16 protein-coding genes and 1 pseudogene are annotated in these 15304 nt (G+C 68.1%); 2 read left to right on the top strand and 15 right to left on the bottom strand.

What is annotated here, in order from left to right:
- From IEZ08_RS40570 to IEZ08_RS37495, 9 genes and pseudogenes are all read right to left on the bottom strand, one after another.
- Positions 1 to 169: pseudogene (locus IEZ08_RS40570) on the bottom strand (IS630 family transposase); the annotation flags it as partial.
- A gap of 87 nt (positions 170 to 256) precedes the next feature.
- Positions 257 to 505: a response regulator gene (locus IEZ08_RS40745; protein WP_373294401.1), complete on the bottom strand. Its 249-nt coding sequence runs from the start codon at positions 503 to 505 to the stop codon at positions 257 to 259.
- Between the two features lie 9 nt (positions 506 to 514).
- Positions 515 to 1981 carry a mycofactocin biosynthesis glycosyltransferase MftF gene (gene mftF, locus IEZ08_RS37525; RefSeq protein WP_189244080.1) on the bottom strand — a complete coding sequence of 489 codons (1467 nt, stop codon included), beginning with the start codon at positions 1979 to 1981 and terminating at the stop codon, positions 515 to 517.
- A gap of 90 nt (positions 1982 to 2071) precedes the next feature.
- A complete protein-coding gene (gene mftE / locus IEZ08_RS37520) occupies positions 2072 to 2788 on the bottom strand; it encodes a mycofactocin biosynthesis peptidyl-dipeptidase MftE (protein WP_189244079.1) in 717 nt (238 codons plus the stop codon).
- A gap of 1 nt (position 2789) precedes the next feature.
- Positions 2790 to 3959, bottom strand: coding sequence for a pre-mycofactocin synthase MftD (gene mftD / locus IEZ08_RS37515; protein ID WP_189244078.1), 1170 nt, complete (start codon positions 3957 to 3959; stop codon positions 2790 to 2792).
- The gene (mftC, locus tag IEZ08_RS37510; protein WP_189244077.1) at positions 3959 to 5482 is read right to left on the bottom strand and encodes a mycofactocin radical SAM maturase; all 1524 of its coding nucleotides are present in this window, start codon (positions 5480 to 5482) and stop codon (positions 3959 to 3961) included. Before mftC ends, mftD begins: the two co-directional genes overlap by 1 nt.
- Before the next feature lie 18 nt (positions 5483 to 5500).
- Complete coding sequence (gene mftA, locus IEZ08_RS37505; protein ID WP_068923811.1) at positions 5501 to 5620, bottom strand: mycofactocin precursor MftA; 120 nt, start codon at positions 5618 to 5620, stop codon at positions 5501 to 5503.
- A 447-nt stretch (positions 5621 to 6067) separates the two neighbouring features.
- On the bottom strand, positions 6068 to 7633 hold the full coding sequence (locus tag IEZ08_RS37500) for a carboxylesterase/lipase family protein (RefSeq protein WP_189244076.1): 1566 nt from the start codon (positions 7631 to 7633) through the stop codon (positions 6068 to 6070).
- Entirely contained in the window at positions 7633 to 7857 is a 225-nt protein-coding gene (locus tag IEZ08_RS37495) for a hypothetical protein (RefSeq protein ID WP_229803934.1), read from the bottom strand. Before IEZ08_RS37495 ends, IEZ08_RS37500 begins: the two co-directional genes overlap by 1 nt.
- A gap of 128 nt (positions 7858 to 7985) precedes the next feature.
- Between IEZ08_RS37495 and IEZ08_RS37490 the strand changes: the two genes are divergently transcribed.
- Together IEZ08_RS37490 and IEZ08_RS37485 are read left to right on the top strand one after the other, a co-directional pair.
- Positions 7986 to 8597, top strand: coding sequence for a TetR/AcrR family transcriptional regulator (locus IEZ08_RS37490; RefSeq protein WP_189244075.1), 612 nt, complete (start codon positions 7986 to 7988; stop codon positions 8595 to 8597).
- 3 nt (positions 8598 to 8600) lie between these two features.
- Positions 8601 to 8777 carry a hypothetical protein gene (locus IEZ08_RS37485; protein WP_189244074.1) on the top strand — a complete coding sequence of 59 codons (177 nt, stop codon included), beginning with the start codon at positions 8601 to 8603 and terminating at the stop codon, positions 8775 to 8777.
- Positions 8778 to 9090: 313 nt separating this feature from the next.
- Here the strand turns inward: IEZ08_RS37485 and IEZ08_RS37480 are convergent, their stop codons facing one another.
- The 6 genes from IEZ08_RS37480 to IEZ08_RS40070 all read right to left on the bottom strand — a co-directional run.
- Positions 9091 to 9927: an SDR family NAD(P)-dependent oxidoreductase gene (locus IEZ08_RS37480; RefSeq protein ID WP_189244073.1), complete on the bottom strand. Its 837-nt coding sequence runs from the start codon at positions 9925 to 9927 to the stop codon at positions 9091 to 9093.
- Between the two features lie 302 nt (positions 9928 to 10229).
- Complete coding sequence (locus tag IEZ08_RS37475) at positions 10230 to 10535, bottom strand: cupin domain-containing protein (protein WP_189244072.1); 306 nt, start codon at positions 10533 to 10535, stop codon at positions 10230 to 10232.
- A 375-nt stretch (positions 10536 to 10910) separates the two neighbouring features.
- Positions 10911 to 12287 carry a flavin monoamine oxidase family protein gene (locus IEZ08_RS37470; protein ID WP_189244071.1) on the bottom strand — a complete coding sequence of 459 codons (1377 nt, stop codon included), beginning with the start codon at positions 12285 to 12287 and terminating at the stop codon, positions 10911 to 10913.
- A gap of 615 nt (positions 12288 to 12902) precedes the next feature.
- Positions 12903 to 13457 (bottom strand): TetR/AcrR family transcriptional regulator, encoded by a 555-nt coding sequence (locus tag IEZ08_RS37465; RefSeq protein WP_189244070.1) that lies wholly within the window; start codon positions 13455 to 13457, stop codon positions 12903 to 12905.
- 95 nt (positions 13458 to 13552) lie between these two features.
- Positions 13553 to 14725 carry an FAD-dependent oxidoreductase gene (locus tag IEZ08_RS37460; protein WP_189244069.1) on the bottom strand — a complete coding sequence of 391 codons (1173 nt, stop codon included), beginning with the start codon at positions 14723 to 14725 and terminating at the stop codon, positions 13553 to 13555.
- Positions 14726 to 15113: 388 nt separating this feature from the next.
- The coding region (locus IEZ08_RS40070) for a hypothetical protein (RefSeq protein WP_229803935.1) at positions 15114 to 15304 on the bottom strand (191 nt) is incomplete at its 5' end.

Genomic DNA, 15304 nt, shown 5'->3' with positions numbered 1-15304 from the left:
CGGCGGCGACCAGGCGGGCGATGACCGGCACGGTGTTGCCGCCGGCCGCAGCCAGCAGGAACATCGCCCGCCGGTAGCGCACCGTGCTGGTCGTGCCCCGTCGCACGATCCGCTGCAGTTTCTGTCCTTCTTGGTCGGTGAGTCTGCGGATCTTGACCGGTTGGGTCACCTGGCCTCCCGAGTGCGGATCGGACGTGATCAGCACCCATCCAACCGGCCAGGACGACCTACACGCCAACCCGGTGATCGTTTCCGGTCACAGCACTAGGGATGAACACCGGCACCGAATCCCCATCCTCGTCGTCGGGATCCTCAGCCGTAGAAACGACGACAGACCTCGGATGCGGCCACACTTCGATACGAACGCTGCATTCTCATAGATGGCGAACGTCGTCAGGATCAGCACGGTGCAGACCGTGGTCACGTCATTGGTGGCGGAGATTCCATCAAGCCGCGGCATCCGCACGTCCATCAACACGACGTCGGGTCGCAGCTGCCGGGCCATGGTCGCCACCTACCTGATCTCCGCTCGCCGGACGTCGGTCGACCGCTCGTGGTGACTGTGAGTTGCCTTCCAGCGGATGTCGGGCAGGAGGGCTCGCAGTGAGCGGCCCTTGAACGCGCCGTACCAGACACCGCACCCGTAGGCGACGTCGTCCAGACGGCGGGCGATGGCGAAACGGAACGGGTCGAGGTGGGCCTTGGTACGGCGAAAGTCGACGACCGTATCGAAAAGGGCGGCGGCGGCCACGGCCCGGCGCATGCGACGGGACAACAGGCAGCCGATCGCGGCCAGCGGCCACCAGTGGCGCAGGAGCAGAGCCTTGAGCTGCCAGGTCGCCGCGAGGGCGCGGTCGAAGGTGAGGGCGGCGCCGAGCCGGACAGGGCGCTCGGTGTTGCGGACCTTGCTCGACAGGCGCAAGGTGGCCGCGGCGAAGATGAGCGCGGCGGCCGGCAGGGACCATCGGCGTTGCAGGAGAAGAGCCGCGGCGAAGGCGGCACTCCACGGGGTGACGATGGCGGGGGCGACATCACGGCCGTGCCGCTGGGCGAGCAGGTCGGCTCCGGTGCCGTAGAAGGCCTTGCGCCTGAGCCAGTCGGGGATGGCGGTGCGGTGTTCGTGATGGACGATCGCGGCCGGTTCGTAGCGGACCCGGTGGCCTTCACCGGCCAGTCGCCAGGCGAGGTCGACGTCCTCGCCGACGCGCATTCCGGCGCTGAAGCCGGATCCGAGAGCGTCGACTCTGGCGAGCAGGCAGGCACTGGGCACCCAGGAGACGGGCGCGCGGGGGCGGACGATGCCCGGATGCACGCCGAGGTCGAGGGAGGAGCGGGCGTCCTCATAGCGTCCGACCCACCGGTCCCGGCCGGGCAGGCGCAGTCCCAGCACGCGCGGGGCGACCATGGCCACGCGCGGGTCGTGGAAGTGCCGCAGCAGGAGTGGCAGAGCGTCGGGCTCGAGGACCACGTCGTCATCGGCGAAGGCGACATAAGGAGTGGCGACCCGTTTCAATCCCTCGTTACGGGCGGTGGCGGGACCCACGTTCCGTTTCAGGGCGACGAGTTCGGCGCGGTGGCGGGCCACAACGTCGGCGATGGCGGCAGGAGCGAGTGATGCGTCATCCACGACGATCACGTGGTGCCGGTCACCGATGCAGGTGAGCAGTCTGTCCAGGGCGGCGGGCCGGTCGCGGACGGGAATCACGACCGTCACCTGTGCCGGGTCGAGGTCGGGCAGGTCGGCCACGATGGGATCGGCCAGACCGCCTTCGATCAACCGGTCGGCGAGCAGGGCGGAGGAGCGGTCACGGACGCGGATGGTGCGCTCGTGGAGGTAATCGCCGGCGGCCGGGGACAGGCGGATCATGCGGGTCGGAGCTCCACCGACCAGTGTGCGTCCCTGGTCGCGGACGCGCACGTGCCGGTTCAGCCGGACGGTGAAGCCGATCGGCAGCAGGCCGGCGTCGCGGGTGCTGGTCATGGGGAGGCTCCTCCATCGGCCGAGTGGTAGCCCTGCAGGCACAGGGCGCGGACGGCTGCGATGCCGGTCACGGGGCGGTCCTGGTCGTGCTCACGTCTGACATGGCACCGCTCGGAGGTGCACCAGGCATCCGTTTTGATCTACGTGACCGTCGTTGATCCTGGCTGCCACGTCCTCGGCCATTCGATCGAACAGGCGCTGCCCTTCCTGCGCCGAGGCGGCGGTGGGATCCCCGAGCACTCCCGAGGGCGACACGCCGGCGATGCCCCGGGCGATGATGTCCGGCATGAGGCGGGGGAGGGGGGTGAGGTTGCCGGGCTTCGCGCATGCCAGGTCCACAAGGTGGGGGGCGAGGTGCAGCATGAGCGAGGTCTCGCTGCGTCCCGCGTGTGCGTCGGCGCCGTCGGCGGCGCACGGAACCCACGCCACATGATGACGTTCGGACCGTAGCTGTGTGACGGCGGCGACCAGGCCGCGCACGTTTCCGCCGTGCCCATTGACGATCACGATGCGTCCGGCCCACAGTGACATGGACCGGACGAGCTCGATCAACAGGAACCGCAGAGCCTCCGTACCGAGCGACATGGTGCCAGGGAAGCCCTGGTGCTCACCGCTGGCGCCGTAGGCGAGAGCGGGGGCGATCATCACCGGAGCGGCCAGGCGAGCCGCGCAGGCCTGTGCGACCGCGGCAGCGATCGTGGTGTCGGTGTGGAGCGGCAGATGCGGGCCGTGCTGCTCGGTCGATCCGAGGGGGACCAGGACGGTGGGTGATGACGGCAGCGCGGGCCAGGGCAGGTCTGCTGACACCTCAGCTGCCGATCTCCCGGGTGAAGCCGGGCGGGATCACCACGTCGGACGGCCGCAGGTCGCGGACGGATGCGTGGCCGAGGCCCAGCAGCGCCGAGTCGATCCCGTTGCGCAGGACGTCGAGCACGTTCTCCACCCCGGCTTGGCCGTTGGCGGCCAGCCCCCACAGGTAGGCCCGCCCGATCATGACCGCCCGCGCACCGAGTGCCAATGCCTTGACCACATCGCTACCACGCCGGACGCCTCCGTCCAGCAGCACCTCGACCTGTGAGCCGACCGCCTCGGCGATGGCCGGCAGCAGCCGGATGCTGGCCGGGATGCCATCCAGGTTGTTGCCCCCGTGATTGGACACCGAGATCGCGGTGGCTCCGGCATCCACGGCCCGGCGGGCGTCATCCAGGCGGCCGATACCTTTGATCATGAACGGGCCGTCCCACCGTTCCCGCATCCATTCGACGTCTTCCCAGGTGGGGGGCGGTGTCTGCATCCATGTTCCATAGGCGCCGAAGAACGTCGGGGGCGTTTGCCCGGCCGGGACCACGTTGGGCACCGCCAGGTCGGGCAGGCGGCCGGATCTGACGAAGTCAAGGAGCCAACCCGGCCGGGCCAGCGCCTGAGGTGCCAGCTTGACCATCGCCTTGAGGTCCAGCCGGTCGGGAATCCACGGGCTGCCCCAGTCACGGCCGTGGGAGAACGTCCAGTCCAGTGTCACGATCAGGCCTTTGACGCCGGCGGCCCGGGCACGCTCCATCTCCGCCGTCATGGACTCCTTGGTGCCCATCCAGTACATCTGGAAGAAGGTCTGGGGGTTGGCCGCGACGACCTCCTCGACCGGCTTGCTGGCGAAGTTGCTCAGCCCCATGATCGTCCCGCGAGCGGCGGCCGCGCGCGCGACCGCCACCTCGGCGTCCGGATGCACGGCCTGCACGCCGGTGGGCGAGATGAGCACCGGCAGCGACACGGGCTGACCCATCACGGTGGTGGACAGGTCACGCTTGGCGGGCAGGTCCGCGACATGGGGTGCGAAACCGAGCTCAGCGAAGGCGCTCACGTTGTCGCGATAGGTCACGCCCTTTTCCGAGCCGGCCAGCAGCGCAGAGTACACCGACCTGGGCAGGCGGCGCCGGGCCCTGCTCTGCGCGACGGCCACCGTTTCGAACCAAGCAGCCATCACAAACCTCGTTCCGAAGAGACGACCAACCCGGCCAGAGGACTCTCCGCGCAGGCGCGCACCGGCGGAGCGGCAGGGCGTGGACCGATCTGTACCGGGACACGGCGGGAGTGGTCCTGGCTGGGACGGGGCACCGTCCGCCCGGCCGCGGCCAGCGCGTCGGCCGCGTGCCCCTGCACGCATTCGGGATCGGGCCCGTCCAGCGGCAGGCCGGTGAAGAACTTCGCCGCCATGCACCCGCCCCGGCAGGAGTCGAAGAAGGCGCATCCCGTACAGGCGCCGGAGGTCTGCGGCGAACGCAGCTCCGTGAACAGCTCTGACTCGCGCCAGAGTTGGGCGAACCCTCCCGCGGACAGCAGATTGCCCGCACGGAAGCGGTCGTGAATCGCGAACGGGCACGCGTACACGTCTCCGATCGGATCGATCAGGCACACCACCCGGCCCGCGCCGCACAGGTTCAGCCCGGGCAGCGACTCGCCATAGCCGGCCAGATGGAAGAACGAGTCGCCGGTCAGCACGTCCTCACCCGACCTCAGCAGCCATTCGTACAGATCACGCTGCTGTTCAGCCGTCGGGTGCAGATCGTCCCACACATCCGCGCCGCGCCCGGAGGGGCGCAACCGGGTGAGCCGGAGCGTCGCTCCACGCTCATCCGCGATCACCTTGAAGTCATCGAGCTGGCCTGCGTTCTCACGGGTGACGACCACCGACAGCTTCGCGTTCTCGAAGCCGGCGGCGGCCAGGTTGTCCAGTGCCCGCATCGCCGTCGCGTACGAACCAGGGCCCCGCACCCGGTCGTTCACCTCGGCCGTGGCACCATCCAGGGACACTTGCACATCGACATAGTCGGTGGCCGCCAGGTACCGGGCCCGCTCGGGCGTGAGGCGCACTCCGTTGGTCGAGAACTTCACCCCGACCCGACGGCTCACCGCGTAGTCCAGCAGGTGCCAGAAGTCAGGCCGGATCGTCGGCTCCCCACCGCCGATGTTGACGTAGAAAACCTGCATGGCCTGCAGCTCGTCGATCACCGCCTCGCACTGTCGCGTGCTCAGCTCACGGGGGTCGCGCCGTCCCGACGAGGACAGACAGTGCACGCACGACAGATTGCAGGCGTAGGTGAGTTCCCAGGTCAGGCAGATCGGGGCGGCAAGGCCGTATTCGAACCGCTTGACGAGCCCTCCGCTGGCCGTACCGGTCCTGCCTGCTGCCGGCTGCGCGTCCGGGCTCGTGTTCGACTGTGTGCGTGGGGTGGCGGACGTACGGCGTCTGATCATGTCGGCGGCGGCCAGGCCGCGCAGCGCGGAGGAATAAGCGGGCCACTGCTCCGGGGATACCCCCGCCAGGACCAGTGCGGCACGAGCGTCGGGCTGATCGGCGAGCGCAGTGACGACGGATACCAGCTCCCGGCGTTTGATGAAGGACAAACGCCGGTTGCCGAAGTGGTAAGCCAGTGCTCCGAACGGCTCCGGCCGCAATGCCACACTGGGAGACAGTTCCCAGGCGTCATTCAACAAATTTGTCATCGCGTAGTCCGATCCTGGCTAGTAAACGCCGCACATGCCATCGATCGACACATCTTCGAGCAGCATGTCTTCTGTGAGCACTTCGGACGCCTGAGTGGTCTGCTCGGGGTGGTCGTTTGCGATGATCGAGTCGTTCATGACTCCTCCTCGGTGAATGGCGTTGTGGCGCCGTGGCATTTCGGCCTTGCCGGATGGTTGTTTCAGGTGATGGGGCAGGGGGTGTCGAGAGGGCTGTCTCCGGGAGCGACTATCGGCGGGGCCTCCTAGGGAGGGTCACGACAGAGCGTCAGGAATCGACCCTGCCAGTTCGGCCGCCCGAGGCATTGAGCCCGAGCGCCACCCGCTTGAAACGAACTGCCAGCCCGGGCTTGATCCGGTTTGACGGGCATCCGAGATCAGGGGCTCGTCCCGCAAAGGATCGTTTACAGGATGACGCAGAAAAGCAGGTGGAGTCACTACTCGGCTCAGGCGTTCCGGTCGTGTTGCGACAGGGTCGGTCCGGCGCATCTCGCTCCGGGTGACGCGAATGTCATGCATAACCGCCTTCCCGTATCACCACCGCGCATTGGTTCGCCAGTCCGGTTGTCAGAGCCACAGGCCGCAGTGGTGGACGTTCTTCATGTTGATGGGTCCTATCGTCTTCGGCGCGAGGTTGAGCGCGCTGTCAGCGGAGCCGAGACGGGGCCAGGCCGTGCTGCCCGATTCGTTGGGGTCGCCGGTCCGGACGAACCGCGTCCAGTAGCCGACGATCCGGTCGGCCAGGCGCCGCTGGTCGGTGGTGAGCGCCGGAGCACCGGGGAAGTCGAACAGGTAGAAGGTCTCGGCTCCGTGGGCGGTGGCGGGGCGGACGTGGACGGGCAAGGGCTGCCCGCTGGGAGTGGGCGCCGACGGGTCGGTGAAGACGTAGGCGTAGGTAGGCGCTTTCCTGGTGTGCTCGCGACCCGTTCTCCAGGAGGGGCAGATCCAGCCGCTGTCGCTGAACACGCGACCGGCCGCCGCGGTGGCGGAGGGGAATCGGTGCGCCGGGTAGCGTCGTTCGACCTGTGGCGCGGCCGATCCGAAGGCGGTGGTGAGCAGGGCCGCGTACTGGCGGGTGGTGATGCCGTGCGGGTAGACGGCCAAGACGAACTCGATGTGTTCATCGCGGGTGTTGCCCTGCAGTAGCGGTACGGCCGCCTGCTCGCCCGCACTGAAGACCTGGGCCGGCTCGCGCGGGACGAGGCTGGTGCCGTAGGCGAGCAGTGGGAACCGGGTGGTGTGCGGCAGCAACTCGCCGGCGCTCTTTCGGCGCAGGCAGGCCATGTCGGTGCAGGCCAACTGCTCGGCCAGGGCCTGGCCGGTGCCCTGGATCGTTTCGATCGGGTGCCAGGAGGAGATCGCGGGCACGCCTTCCCCCATCGCTCCGGCCGGGTGGCGGGTGCGGCACGATCCGCTCTGGACGATCGCCCGGTGGAACAGGCCGCGGGCGGCCGGTGAGGTCATGAGGGTGCAGGTACTCATCGCGCCGGCCGAGGCTCCGGCGAGGGTGACCTTGTCGGGGTCGCCGCCGAACGCGGCGATGTTGGTACGCACCCAGCGCAGCGCCGCCACCTGGTCGTGCAGGCCGAAGTTGCTGCTGTCGAGCTCGGGATGGGCGAAGAAGCCGAACACGCCGAGGCGGTAGTTGACCGTCACGACCACGATGTCTCCGTCTGTGACCAGCCGGGTCGGGTCGTGGATCGAGCCAGCGCCGGTGATGAAGCCGCCGCCGGGAAGCCAGACCATGACCGGCCGCCGCGCGCCGGGCCGGGCGGGCGCGCTCACCTCCAGGGTCAGGCAGTCTTCGCTCTGCGGGGTACCTTTCGGCAGGTCGCCCGCCTCCGGCTGCATGCACACCGGTCCTGCCTTCGTCGCGTCGCGGGTGCCGCTCCAGGAGCGCGCCGGTTGAGGTGGCCGCCAGCGCCGCTCCCCGGTGGGCGGGGCGGCGTAGGGGATGCCGCGGAAGCGGCGGACCCCGTCCTGCTCCATACCTTGCACGCTGCCCGTCGTCGTCACGACGACCGGTCCGAAGATCCCGCCGGCCTGGGCGGGGGCGATGCCCGCCGCGAGCATCGGCATGCTCGCCAGCACAGTGAGGACCGCGGCCGCGGCCGCCGGTGTGCGGCCGGGCATCACCCACGCCCGCTCTGCTTGGTCTTCTTGCTCGCCCAGCCTGCCAGCGACGCCCCGGCGACAGCGGCCGTCGCATAACACGCCAGCCGCACTTCGAATCCGCCGGGCAGCCAGGCGAGCAGTCCGGCGTCGCCGTGGTCGGCCAGCAGCCGGATGGCGCCCTGCGCTCCCAGCACGAGCAGCAGCATGCCGACGACCAGCGCGGTGATGTGCCTGATGTGCACTTCGTCTCCCATCGCCCCGCAGGGCTGTGACCGCAGAGGCGAACACGCCTCCACGTTTTGTGGTGCGATCGAACCATAACACCGTATTGGTACGATCGCACCACAAACAAGCGCGAAGGACGGACGGCATGCCGAGACAGGTGGACCACAACCAGCGCCGCCGCCAGATCGCCGAAGCCGTATGGCGCCTGGCCACCCGGGGAGGCCTGGAGGACGTAACCCTGCGGCAGGTCGCCGCCGAAGCCAAGGTCTCCGCCCGGCTGCTGCAGTACTACTTCGGCACCCGCGACCAGTTGCTCCTCGGCGCGCTGGAGATCCTCAACGCCGACGCCGAGCAACGGGCCCGCGAACGCCTCGCGGCACTCGGCCAGACGCCCAGCATGCAGGCGCTCGTGCGGGGAGTGCTGCTGGAGCTGCTCCCACTGGATGAGGAACGGCGCAACCGGCACCTGGTGTACATCGCCTACTTCATCCCGTTCCTGGTCGACCCCGCCCTGGCCAAGGTCGCCCGGGAGGCGCCCCACGCGCTGGAGGACCTCGTCGCCGGCCTGATCATGCAAGGCCAGGAGCTCGGCGAGGTGTCCCGCGACATCGACGCCGCGGCCGAGGCCGCGTTCCTGGTTGCTGGCGCCGAAGGAATCCAGACAACCGTCCTGCTCGGGCAGCGGACCCCCGAAGACGCCGTGGCTTTGATCGATCATCAGCTCACCCGCATCTTCACCGCCACGCCCCGCAACTGACATGTGTCCCCAGTCGTCCCCCGGTTCGGCGCGCTGATGATCCGGCAGGCCGGGCGGGTTCCGGCCCGTGCCTCCAAGACCATCCCGATCATCTGCGGCCCGGCGAAGCCATCCCGGTACGGGCGTCGTGACGGCATGGCCGACGCCCATCTCGCGCCCATCGTCGGCCTGACCGCCTGATCCGGCAACGGAGGCAGTGCGGCCCAGGTATCAGAGGCGGGGTCGGCACCGAGCTGTACGCCGCCGATCAAGCCGAGAAGGCCGTTCCGGTGATGAAGCCTCCGGTGAGCCCTCCAACTTCGGCAGTCTTCGGCAATCTCCGGCAGTTCGAACACGGCTGCCGTAGTCCGGCCGGCTACGAGACCGCCTGCGCGATCTGACCACCACGACGGTGGTGTCCGTCGACGCGGAAAAAAGCTCAGCCCCGTTGAGATATGGCATGAATGCACTGATCACCAGACAGTGCGGACACGCGTGATGGTGTGCTCGCCTTTCATCCGGCGAGGAGTCCGCCATCGACGGGGAACACCCCGCCGGTGGAATAGGCGGAAAGATCGGAGACGAGGAACACCACGAGCTTCGACACCTCTTCCGGCTCGGCGACGCGGCTGATCGGCTGGGACCACAGCCATGTGTCGAAGTCGAAGTACTCGTTCGTGGCGAAGTGCTCCATTTCGTGCTTCAGCATCTCCGTGTTCACCGCTGACGGGGCGATGGCGTTGACCCGGATGTTCTCCTTCGCGTAGGTGATGGCCATCGATCGTGTCAGCGCCACAACAGCGGCCTTGCTCGCCTGGTAGGCGGCATACCCCCACGTTCCCTTGACCGCCTGCACCGAGGCGGTGTTGACGATCACACCACCGCCCGTCGCCTTCATCGCGGGAATCGCTGAGCGGCAACCTCGCAGGACGCCCCCGGCATTGGTCTCCATGACCAATGCCCACTCGGTGTCGGAGCACTCCTCCACCGCCGACACCTCGCAGACGCCGGCGTTGTTGACCAGGATGTCGAGCGATCCCTTGGTTTTGACGAGCTCCGCGACGACCTCATTCCACTGTGCGCTGTCCCGCACGTCCAATCGTGCGTAACCGGCCTGGTGGCCCTGGTCCCGCAGCTCTTGCGCAACCGTCTTTCCCAGGTCGTCCAGGATGTCGGTGAGGAGCACGTATGCTCCCTCTTGTGCGAGGTGTTTCGCGTGGGAGGCGCCCTGTCCACGAGCGGCTCCTGTGACGATGGCGACCTTACCTTCGAGCAGTCTGTCCTTTGAGGGCACTTCGGACTCCTGGGTGGTCTGCTCGGGGTGGTCGTTTGCGATGATCGAGTCGTTCATGGCTTCCCCTCGGTGAATGGCGTTGTGGCGCCGTGGCATTTCGGCCTTGCCGGATGGTTGTTTCAGGTGATGGGGCAGGGGGTGTCGAGAGGGCTGTCTCCGGGAGCGACTATCGGCGGGGCCTCCTAGGGAGGGTCACGACAGAGCGTCAGGAATCGACCCTGCCAGTTCGGCCGCCCGAGGCATTGAGCCCGAGCGCCACCCGCTTGGAACGAACTGCCGGCCCCGTTATGGCGATCTTTCCTTCGAGTAGCATGCACTGACCTTCTGGATCGGCTCGATTGAGAACCGAATACGGTGATTTACGTGATGCGGAAGACGACGACTTTGCGCACCGTCTCCAGCGTCGTCCAACGACAGGTGTCTCCAGGCGCCAGCACACCGACGTCTCCAGGGCCGAATTCGAGCACCCGTCCGTCCGGGAAATCCACCCGCGACCGGCCGCTGAGGATGACGAACGACTCGTTGCCTTGGGTCTCGTCGAGGACTCCGGGTGTCATCTCCCACACCGCGCCGACCTCGCTTTTGTCCTCTCGCACCCAGAGCACGGCAACCGTGATCTGGGTTCCAGGCGTCAATCGCCCAGGGGCGACCGGATAGGTGCCCATAGGTACCTCGGTCGGCTTGAAACGTGCACTCACCATGGCGGCATTCCGATCCTGAGAAGCGCGAAGACTGGCTGGATGACTTGGTGTACGTCTGCCCACTATGGAGCCGTCCCGGATCGGCGGATTGATCTGAAACGCCACTCGATAGGCGGAGGGTGTCGCCGCGGCTACGCATCGCCGCACGCTGTCCCCGGGTGATGCAGATCATCACGCCGTCACCCGCCTGCAGGCCTTACCTGTGCCGACCTGACCAGCGAAAACCCCTGTCCACGACCAGCAGAATGAATCCAACGGGTCAGTGGAACCCTGCCCGCCCGGCGCGACAGCAAGGCGGACGCGCTGGCCAGGTCGCGAAAACACGCCGTAGTGAACGGCTCAGCCGACCACAGAAAGATCATGAGAGGTCGAGGCGAGACGGGCGGCCACCTCGGTTGCCGCTCGCTGGCCCGACAGGATCGCGCCGTTCATGGTGCCGGACGTCTCATCGGCTGTCTCGGTGCCGGCCCAGTGCACGAGTCCGACCGGCTCACGCAGGAACGGTCCGAATGTGGTCCATGCCTTCGTCCCGACTGCCGGATTCGGCCCGCCGGGCGCGAACACGTCGTTGCCCCAGGAGAAGTCGGTGTAGTCGATGGTGTGGCGCGCGGGTTCACCGTACAGGTGGACGAGGTGCCTCACGACGCGGCGGCGGCGCTCGTCCTTGTCGTAGGCGTCGAACCCGCGTCCGTCGCAGAAGACCATGAGGATGCCGGGGCCGTCGGCGGCGGGGCTGATGTCGAAGGTGAGGAAGACGGTCTCGTCGTCGGACACTCCTTCTCCCGACAGGCCTTCGTCCCGCCAGAAGGGGCGGTCGTAGGCGACGAAGGCCTTGCTGAGCGCCCCCAGCCGCCAGCTGCGGGAGAGCCCGTAGTGGCGCTCCGGGAGGGCAGGTGTGAACTCGATGGTCGAGCGGTGTGCCGGCGACGCCGTCACGATGACGTACCGGGCCTCGATCGTGTGCTTGCCGGTCTCGACCGTGACGCGTTCACCGACTGTGGTGATGCGCTTTACCGGGGAGTCGACGAGCACACAGGACCCCAGCGTGTCGGCGAGCCTGCTGACCAGCGTGTAAGTCGTTCCCAGCACTCGGTCCTGCTGGTCGCCGCCCTCGACGGCGAGCATGTGCTCGATGCCGCCCAGGTTCTTGATGTACCGCATCACGTTGAACAGTGACACCTCGCCGACGGGTGCACCCCAATGCACCAGGCTGAAGACGTTCAAGAACTTCCGGGTGTCCTTCAGGGCGTGCTCCGCGGTCAGCCACTCGCCGAGCGACATCGAATCATGCCGCGCGGCATGGGGGTGCTCCCAAGGCGATGAGACGGGAAGGCCGTCGACCATCTTCTGCAGCCCGCCCATGATGCGCCAGAGGTCGAGCATCACCCAGGGCGCCAGGGCGGTGATGCCGTCGGTCTTGCGCCTGCCCCCGAAGGAGATGACCCCTTTGCCCGGGCGGAACTGGGGCACGAACTCGCAGCCGAGCCGGCTCGCGAGATCGCGTACCGCTGTGTGACCCGGCGCCACCCAGGTCGCTCCAGCATCGACGGAGACACCCGCGATCTCGGCCTTGCGGATGCGTCCACCGACGCGATCGCGGCCCTCGACGACGACGACGTCATACCCCGCCCGGGTGAGCTGATCCGCTGCCGTGAGCCCTGCGAGCCCGGCACCGACGACGACGACGTCGGCGGATCGGGTGCTGGCACTGTTCATGATCGCTCCGTTCGTGTGTGGCCTGCCGGCCTCTACCTCATCCGCTATTTACTGTACTGACGAGTCAGTACAGTTCCAAATCGGTGAGGTCATTCATCGGTACGGATGATGCGGACAACCCATGATGAAGAGCGGCCCGGTCACCAGCCCCTCCACAGCGCAGACATGTCGCCCAGCCGACGGTGGGTGCCGTCGCCGTGTTGAGCGTGAGCCTGCTCACGCTCACGATGGGCATGCCGATCCTGGACAACGCGCTGCCGGACGTGGCGGTCGAGCCGCACTCGACATCGGACCAGCGGCTGCGGATCGTGGACGTGTGCTCCCTCGTCCTGGCCGGGTCGCCCGTGTCCTTGGCCGCGATGCCGACCGCTGGGGCGCGAAGGGATGATGCTGGTTGCACCGTCTTGGTGCGGCGTCATCGACGGTGGTGTTCACCGAGACCGCCGACTGCACGGCGCGGACGGCCTGGCACGGCGCCCGAACACCGGCTCTTGTGCGCCGGCATCGCCCGGTCAAGGCCCGCCGCGCACGGGATCGTCGCTCGACGAGCGAACAGGCCGGTCCTCGGATACCGGGCGACGCCGAACTGAGATCGCCGATGCGCCCGAGGCGGTGCTAAGAGCCGGCAGTGGTGAGGTTCTCCAGCTCGATGCGCAGGGCGACGAGCTCGGCACGGTCGGGCTTGAGCCCCCATCCGGTCATCAGGCCGGCGCCGTCGACGGCGTTGAGGATGACGGTGCGTGCTCCCACGGAGAGTCCGTCTTCGGCCATCTCCGCCTTCCAGCGGGCCCCGTCCTCGGCGACGATCTCGGGGACCCCAGGGGTGGCGGCGAGGGCGGCCAGGAGGAACAGCCGCTCGCCGACAGCGTCGATCCCGTCGCCCTCCAGTGACGTGCGGATGAAGGCGCGCGCCAGGCGGCCAGGCGCCCGGCCGTCCTCGATGCGCTCCTGCACCGCCTGGTGGAACCGGGCAAGCACGTCGCGGACCAGCGCGATCCACAGCGCGTTCTTCGAGCTGTAGTGGTAGATCACGGCCCCGCGAGTCAGGCCGGCCGCGACCGCCACGTCCTCAAGGGTCGCCTTGGCCCCCTGCGACACGACGACGCCCCTCGCGGCGTCCAGGATCAACCGCTTGGTGTCCTGGGGCCCTCGTCCTGCTGTGCGTCCCATCAGTCTCTCTCACGTGCCGTAGCGATATCTCTCGGCGATCAGTGTGCCCGACCACCAGGCGACCTCATGACAGTCGGTGACCCGCAGGCAGGGGCTCATGCCCGGCGAACGGCCCGCCTGCGGCTGTTGAACCTCGTCAGTGCCGCCGGGATGGTGGCCAACAGGTCGCCGGCCCCTCCGGCGAGGGTGGCCACCCGGCTGCGTCCCTGCACCCCGGTGCTGAACTCCACGGCCCGCGCCGTGATACTCTGCGCCGTCTTGGCGAAGGGGCGGATCTCGGCCTCGAGCCGCGCGAAGGCGGCCGTGACGTCATCGGTGTCCCGCAGGGACTCGGCCAGCGTCTTGGCGCCCTGCAACGACGCGTGCGCCCCCATCCCGGACACCGGGTCGATGCAGTGCGCGGAGTCGCCCAGGAGCACGACCCGGCGGGTGTACCAGCGTGGCAGCCGCACCTGCGAGAACCGGGTCAGCTTGGTGTCTCGAGACTTCCGTGCCGCCACCGCGACCGCGCGCATGTCCGGGCCCAGGCGCTCGACCATGTCACAGACCCGCTCGACCAGCATCGACTCGTCCGGCGTGGTCACGCTCGGCACGGGAACAACCGCCATGACCGACGTCTGGTCGGTGTCCAGGAAGGGGTAGATCAGCGACAGCATCCCTTCACGGGACGCGATCACCGCACGCCCGTCGGGCAGGGGCACATCGGCGTTGATCCACACGTGGGACAGGCCATTGAGGTACACGCTGTGCGCTTGGGAGGCCAACGTCAGCCGGCGCACCGTCGAGTGCAGCCCGTCCGCCCCGACCACCATGTCGAATGACTCGGTCGAACCATCGCTGAACCGGGCCAGGACGTCGTGGCTGCGATGTTCCAGCGCCTCGAGCCCGACGCCCAGTCGCGTCTGTACCGTGGCGGGCAGGTGCGCAAACAGTCTCGACAGCAGAACCGAACGGCGAGCAAGGCGCCACTCGCCGTCACCGTCGATCTTGAGCTCGCGGACCCTGCGGGTGCCCCACCGCACCGACATCGCCGGCGCCGCGAAGGTCACCTGGTCGATGATCTCCTGGCCGCCCATGAGTCGCAGGACCCGCACCGCTTGAGCGTCCAGCTGCAGGAGGTAGCTGCTCGGGTACGGCTCGACCTCCTTGTCTACGAGCACGACCTCCCATCCCTCGTGTTCCAACCACCACGCCGCGGCGCACCCGGCCATCCCGCAGCCCACCACCAGAGCCCGTCGGCGAACGGGCCCCACCGTCTCGGATGCCATCCACACTCCAAACTAGTCTGACTCGTCAGTATAGTTAGGAAGGGGAGGCTGTCCAGGTGGTGGTGTGTTCTTACACTTCCGCAACCGAACGGCCAGTGACGTTAAGGAGCCTGGCAAGGGCGGCCGAGATACTTCAGAAAGCGGCCACAGCGATCTTGATCGGCGGTGGCCTGGAGCTTCAGGCAGCGGTCCGGCCGCTCAGGGCTGATCCTCAAGGAGTTCGCGGCCGTTCTTGCTCCCCTCCGGCCAGGCCGTCGACAGTTCCCGCTTCACCGCGGTCCTGGCCGGCATCAAGGTCCACGTTCCGGCCGGCCGTCCCCGTATCCGGCCCGGCGCGGTCGCCGCCGACACGGCGTACTCCTCCCGCACCAACCGCGCCAACCGGGGCTCACACGGCGGCTACCCCGGTCAGCCACGATGCGGTGCTGGCACCGAGCGCGCTCCCGCCAAGAGAGTCGGTGGACCTCTCTTCTTCCTCCAGGCGGCGGGGCTTCGGGTTGATACCGGGTCCGTCGTCTGAGTGACTGTTGCGAAACCGGTCAGGCGGTATCGCGGCGCTCGTCTTCAGCAAGCCGCCGG

Source organism: Planobispora rosea (genome assembly GCF_014648175.1).
Taxonomy (GTDB): Bacteria; Actinomycetota; Actinomycetes; order Streptosporangiales; family Streptosporangiaceae; genus Planobispora; species Planobispora rosea.
This window is presented reverse-complemented; position numbering and strand designations above follow the sequence as displayed.

Bases quoted from the DNA above. Each gene is read 5' to 3' on its own strand.
- IEZ08_RS40745 (WP_373294401.1), bottom strand. From the start codon at position 505: ATGGCCCGGCAGCTGCGACCCGACGTCGTGTTGATGGACGTGCGGATG.
- mftF (WP_189244080.1), bottom strand. From the start codon at position 1,981: ATGACCAGCACCCGCGACGCCGGCCTGCTGCCGATCGGCTTCACCGTC.
- mftD (WP_189244078.1), bottom strand. From the start codon at position 3,959: ATGGCTGCTTGGTTCGAAACGGTGGCCGTCGCGCAGAGCAGGGCCCGG.
- mftC (WP_189244077.1), bottom strand. From the start codon at position 5,482: ATGACAAATTTGTTGAATGACGCCTGGGAACTGTCTCCCAGTGTGGCA.
- mftA (WP_068923811.1), bottom strand. From the start codon at position 5,620: ATGAACGACTCGATCATCGCAAACGACCACCCCGAGCAGACCACTCAG.
- IEZ08_RS37500 (WP_189244076.1), bottom strand. From the start codon at position 7,633: ATGCCCGGCCGCACACCGGCGGCCGCGGCCGCGGTCCTCACTGTGCTG.
- IEZ08_RS37490 (WP_189244075.1), top strand. From the start codon at position 7,986: ATGCCGAGACAGGTGGACCACAACCAGCGCCGCCGCCAGATCGCCGAA.
- IEZ08_RS37480 (WP_189244073.1), bottom strand. From the start codon at position 9,927: ATGAACGACTCGATCATCGCAAACGACCACCCCGAGCAGACCACCCAG.
- IEZ08_RS37475 (WP_189244072.1), bottom strand. From the start codon at position 10,535: ATGGGCACCTATCCGGTCGCCCCTGGGCGATTGACGCCTGGAACCCAG.
- IEZ08_RS37470 (WP_189244071.1), bottom strand. From the start codon at position 12,287: ATGAACAGTGCCAGCACCCGATCCGCCGACGTCGTCGTCGTCGGTGCC.
- IEZ08_RS37465 (WP_189244070.1), bottom strand. From the start codon at position 13,457: ATGGGACGCACAGCAGGACGAGGGCCCCAGGACACCAAGCGGTTGATC.
- IEZ08_RS37460 (WP_189244069.1), bottom strand. From the start codon at position 14,725: ATGGCATCCGAGACGGTGGGGCCCGTTCGCCGACGGGCTCTGGTGGTG.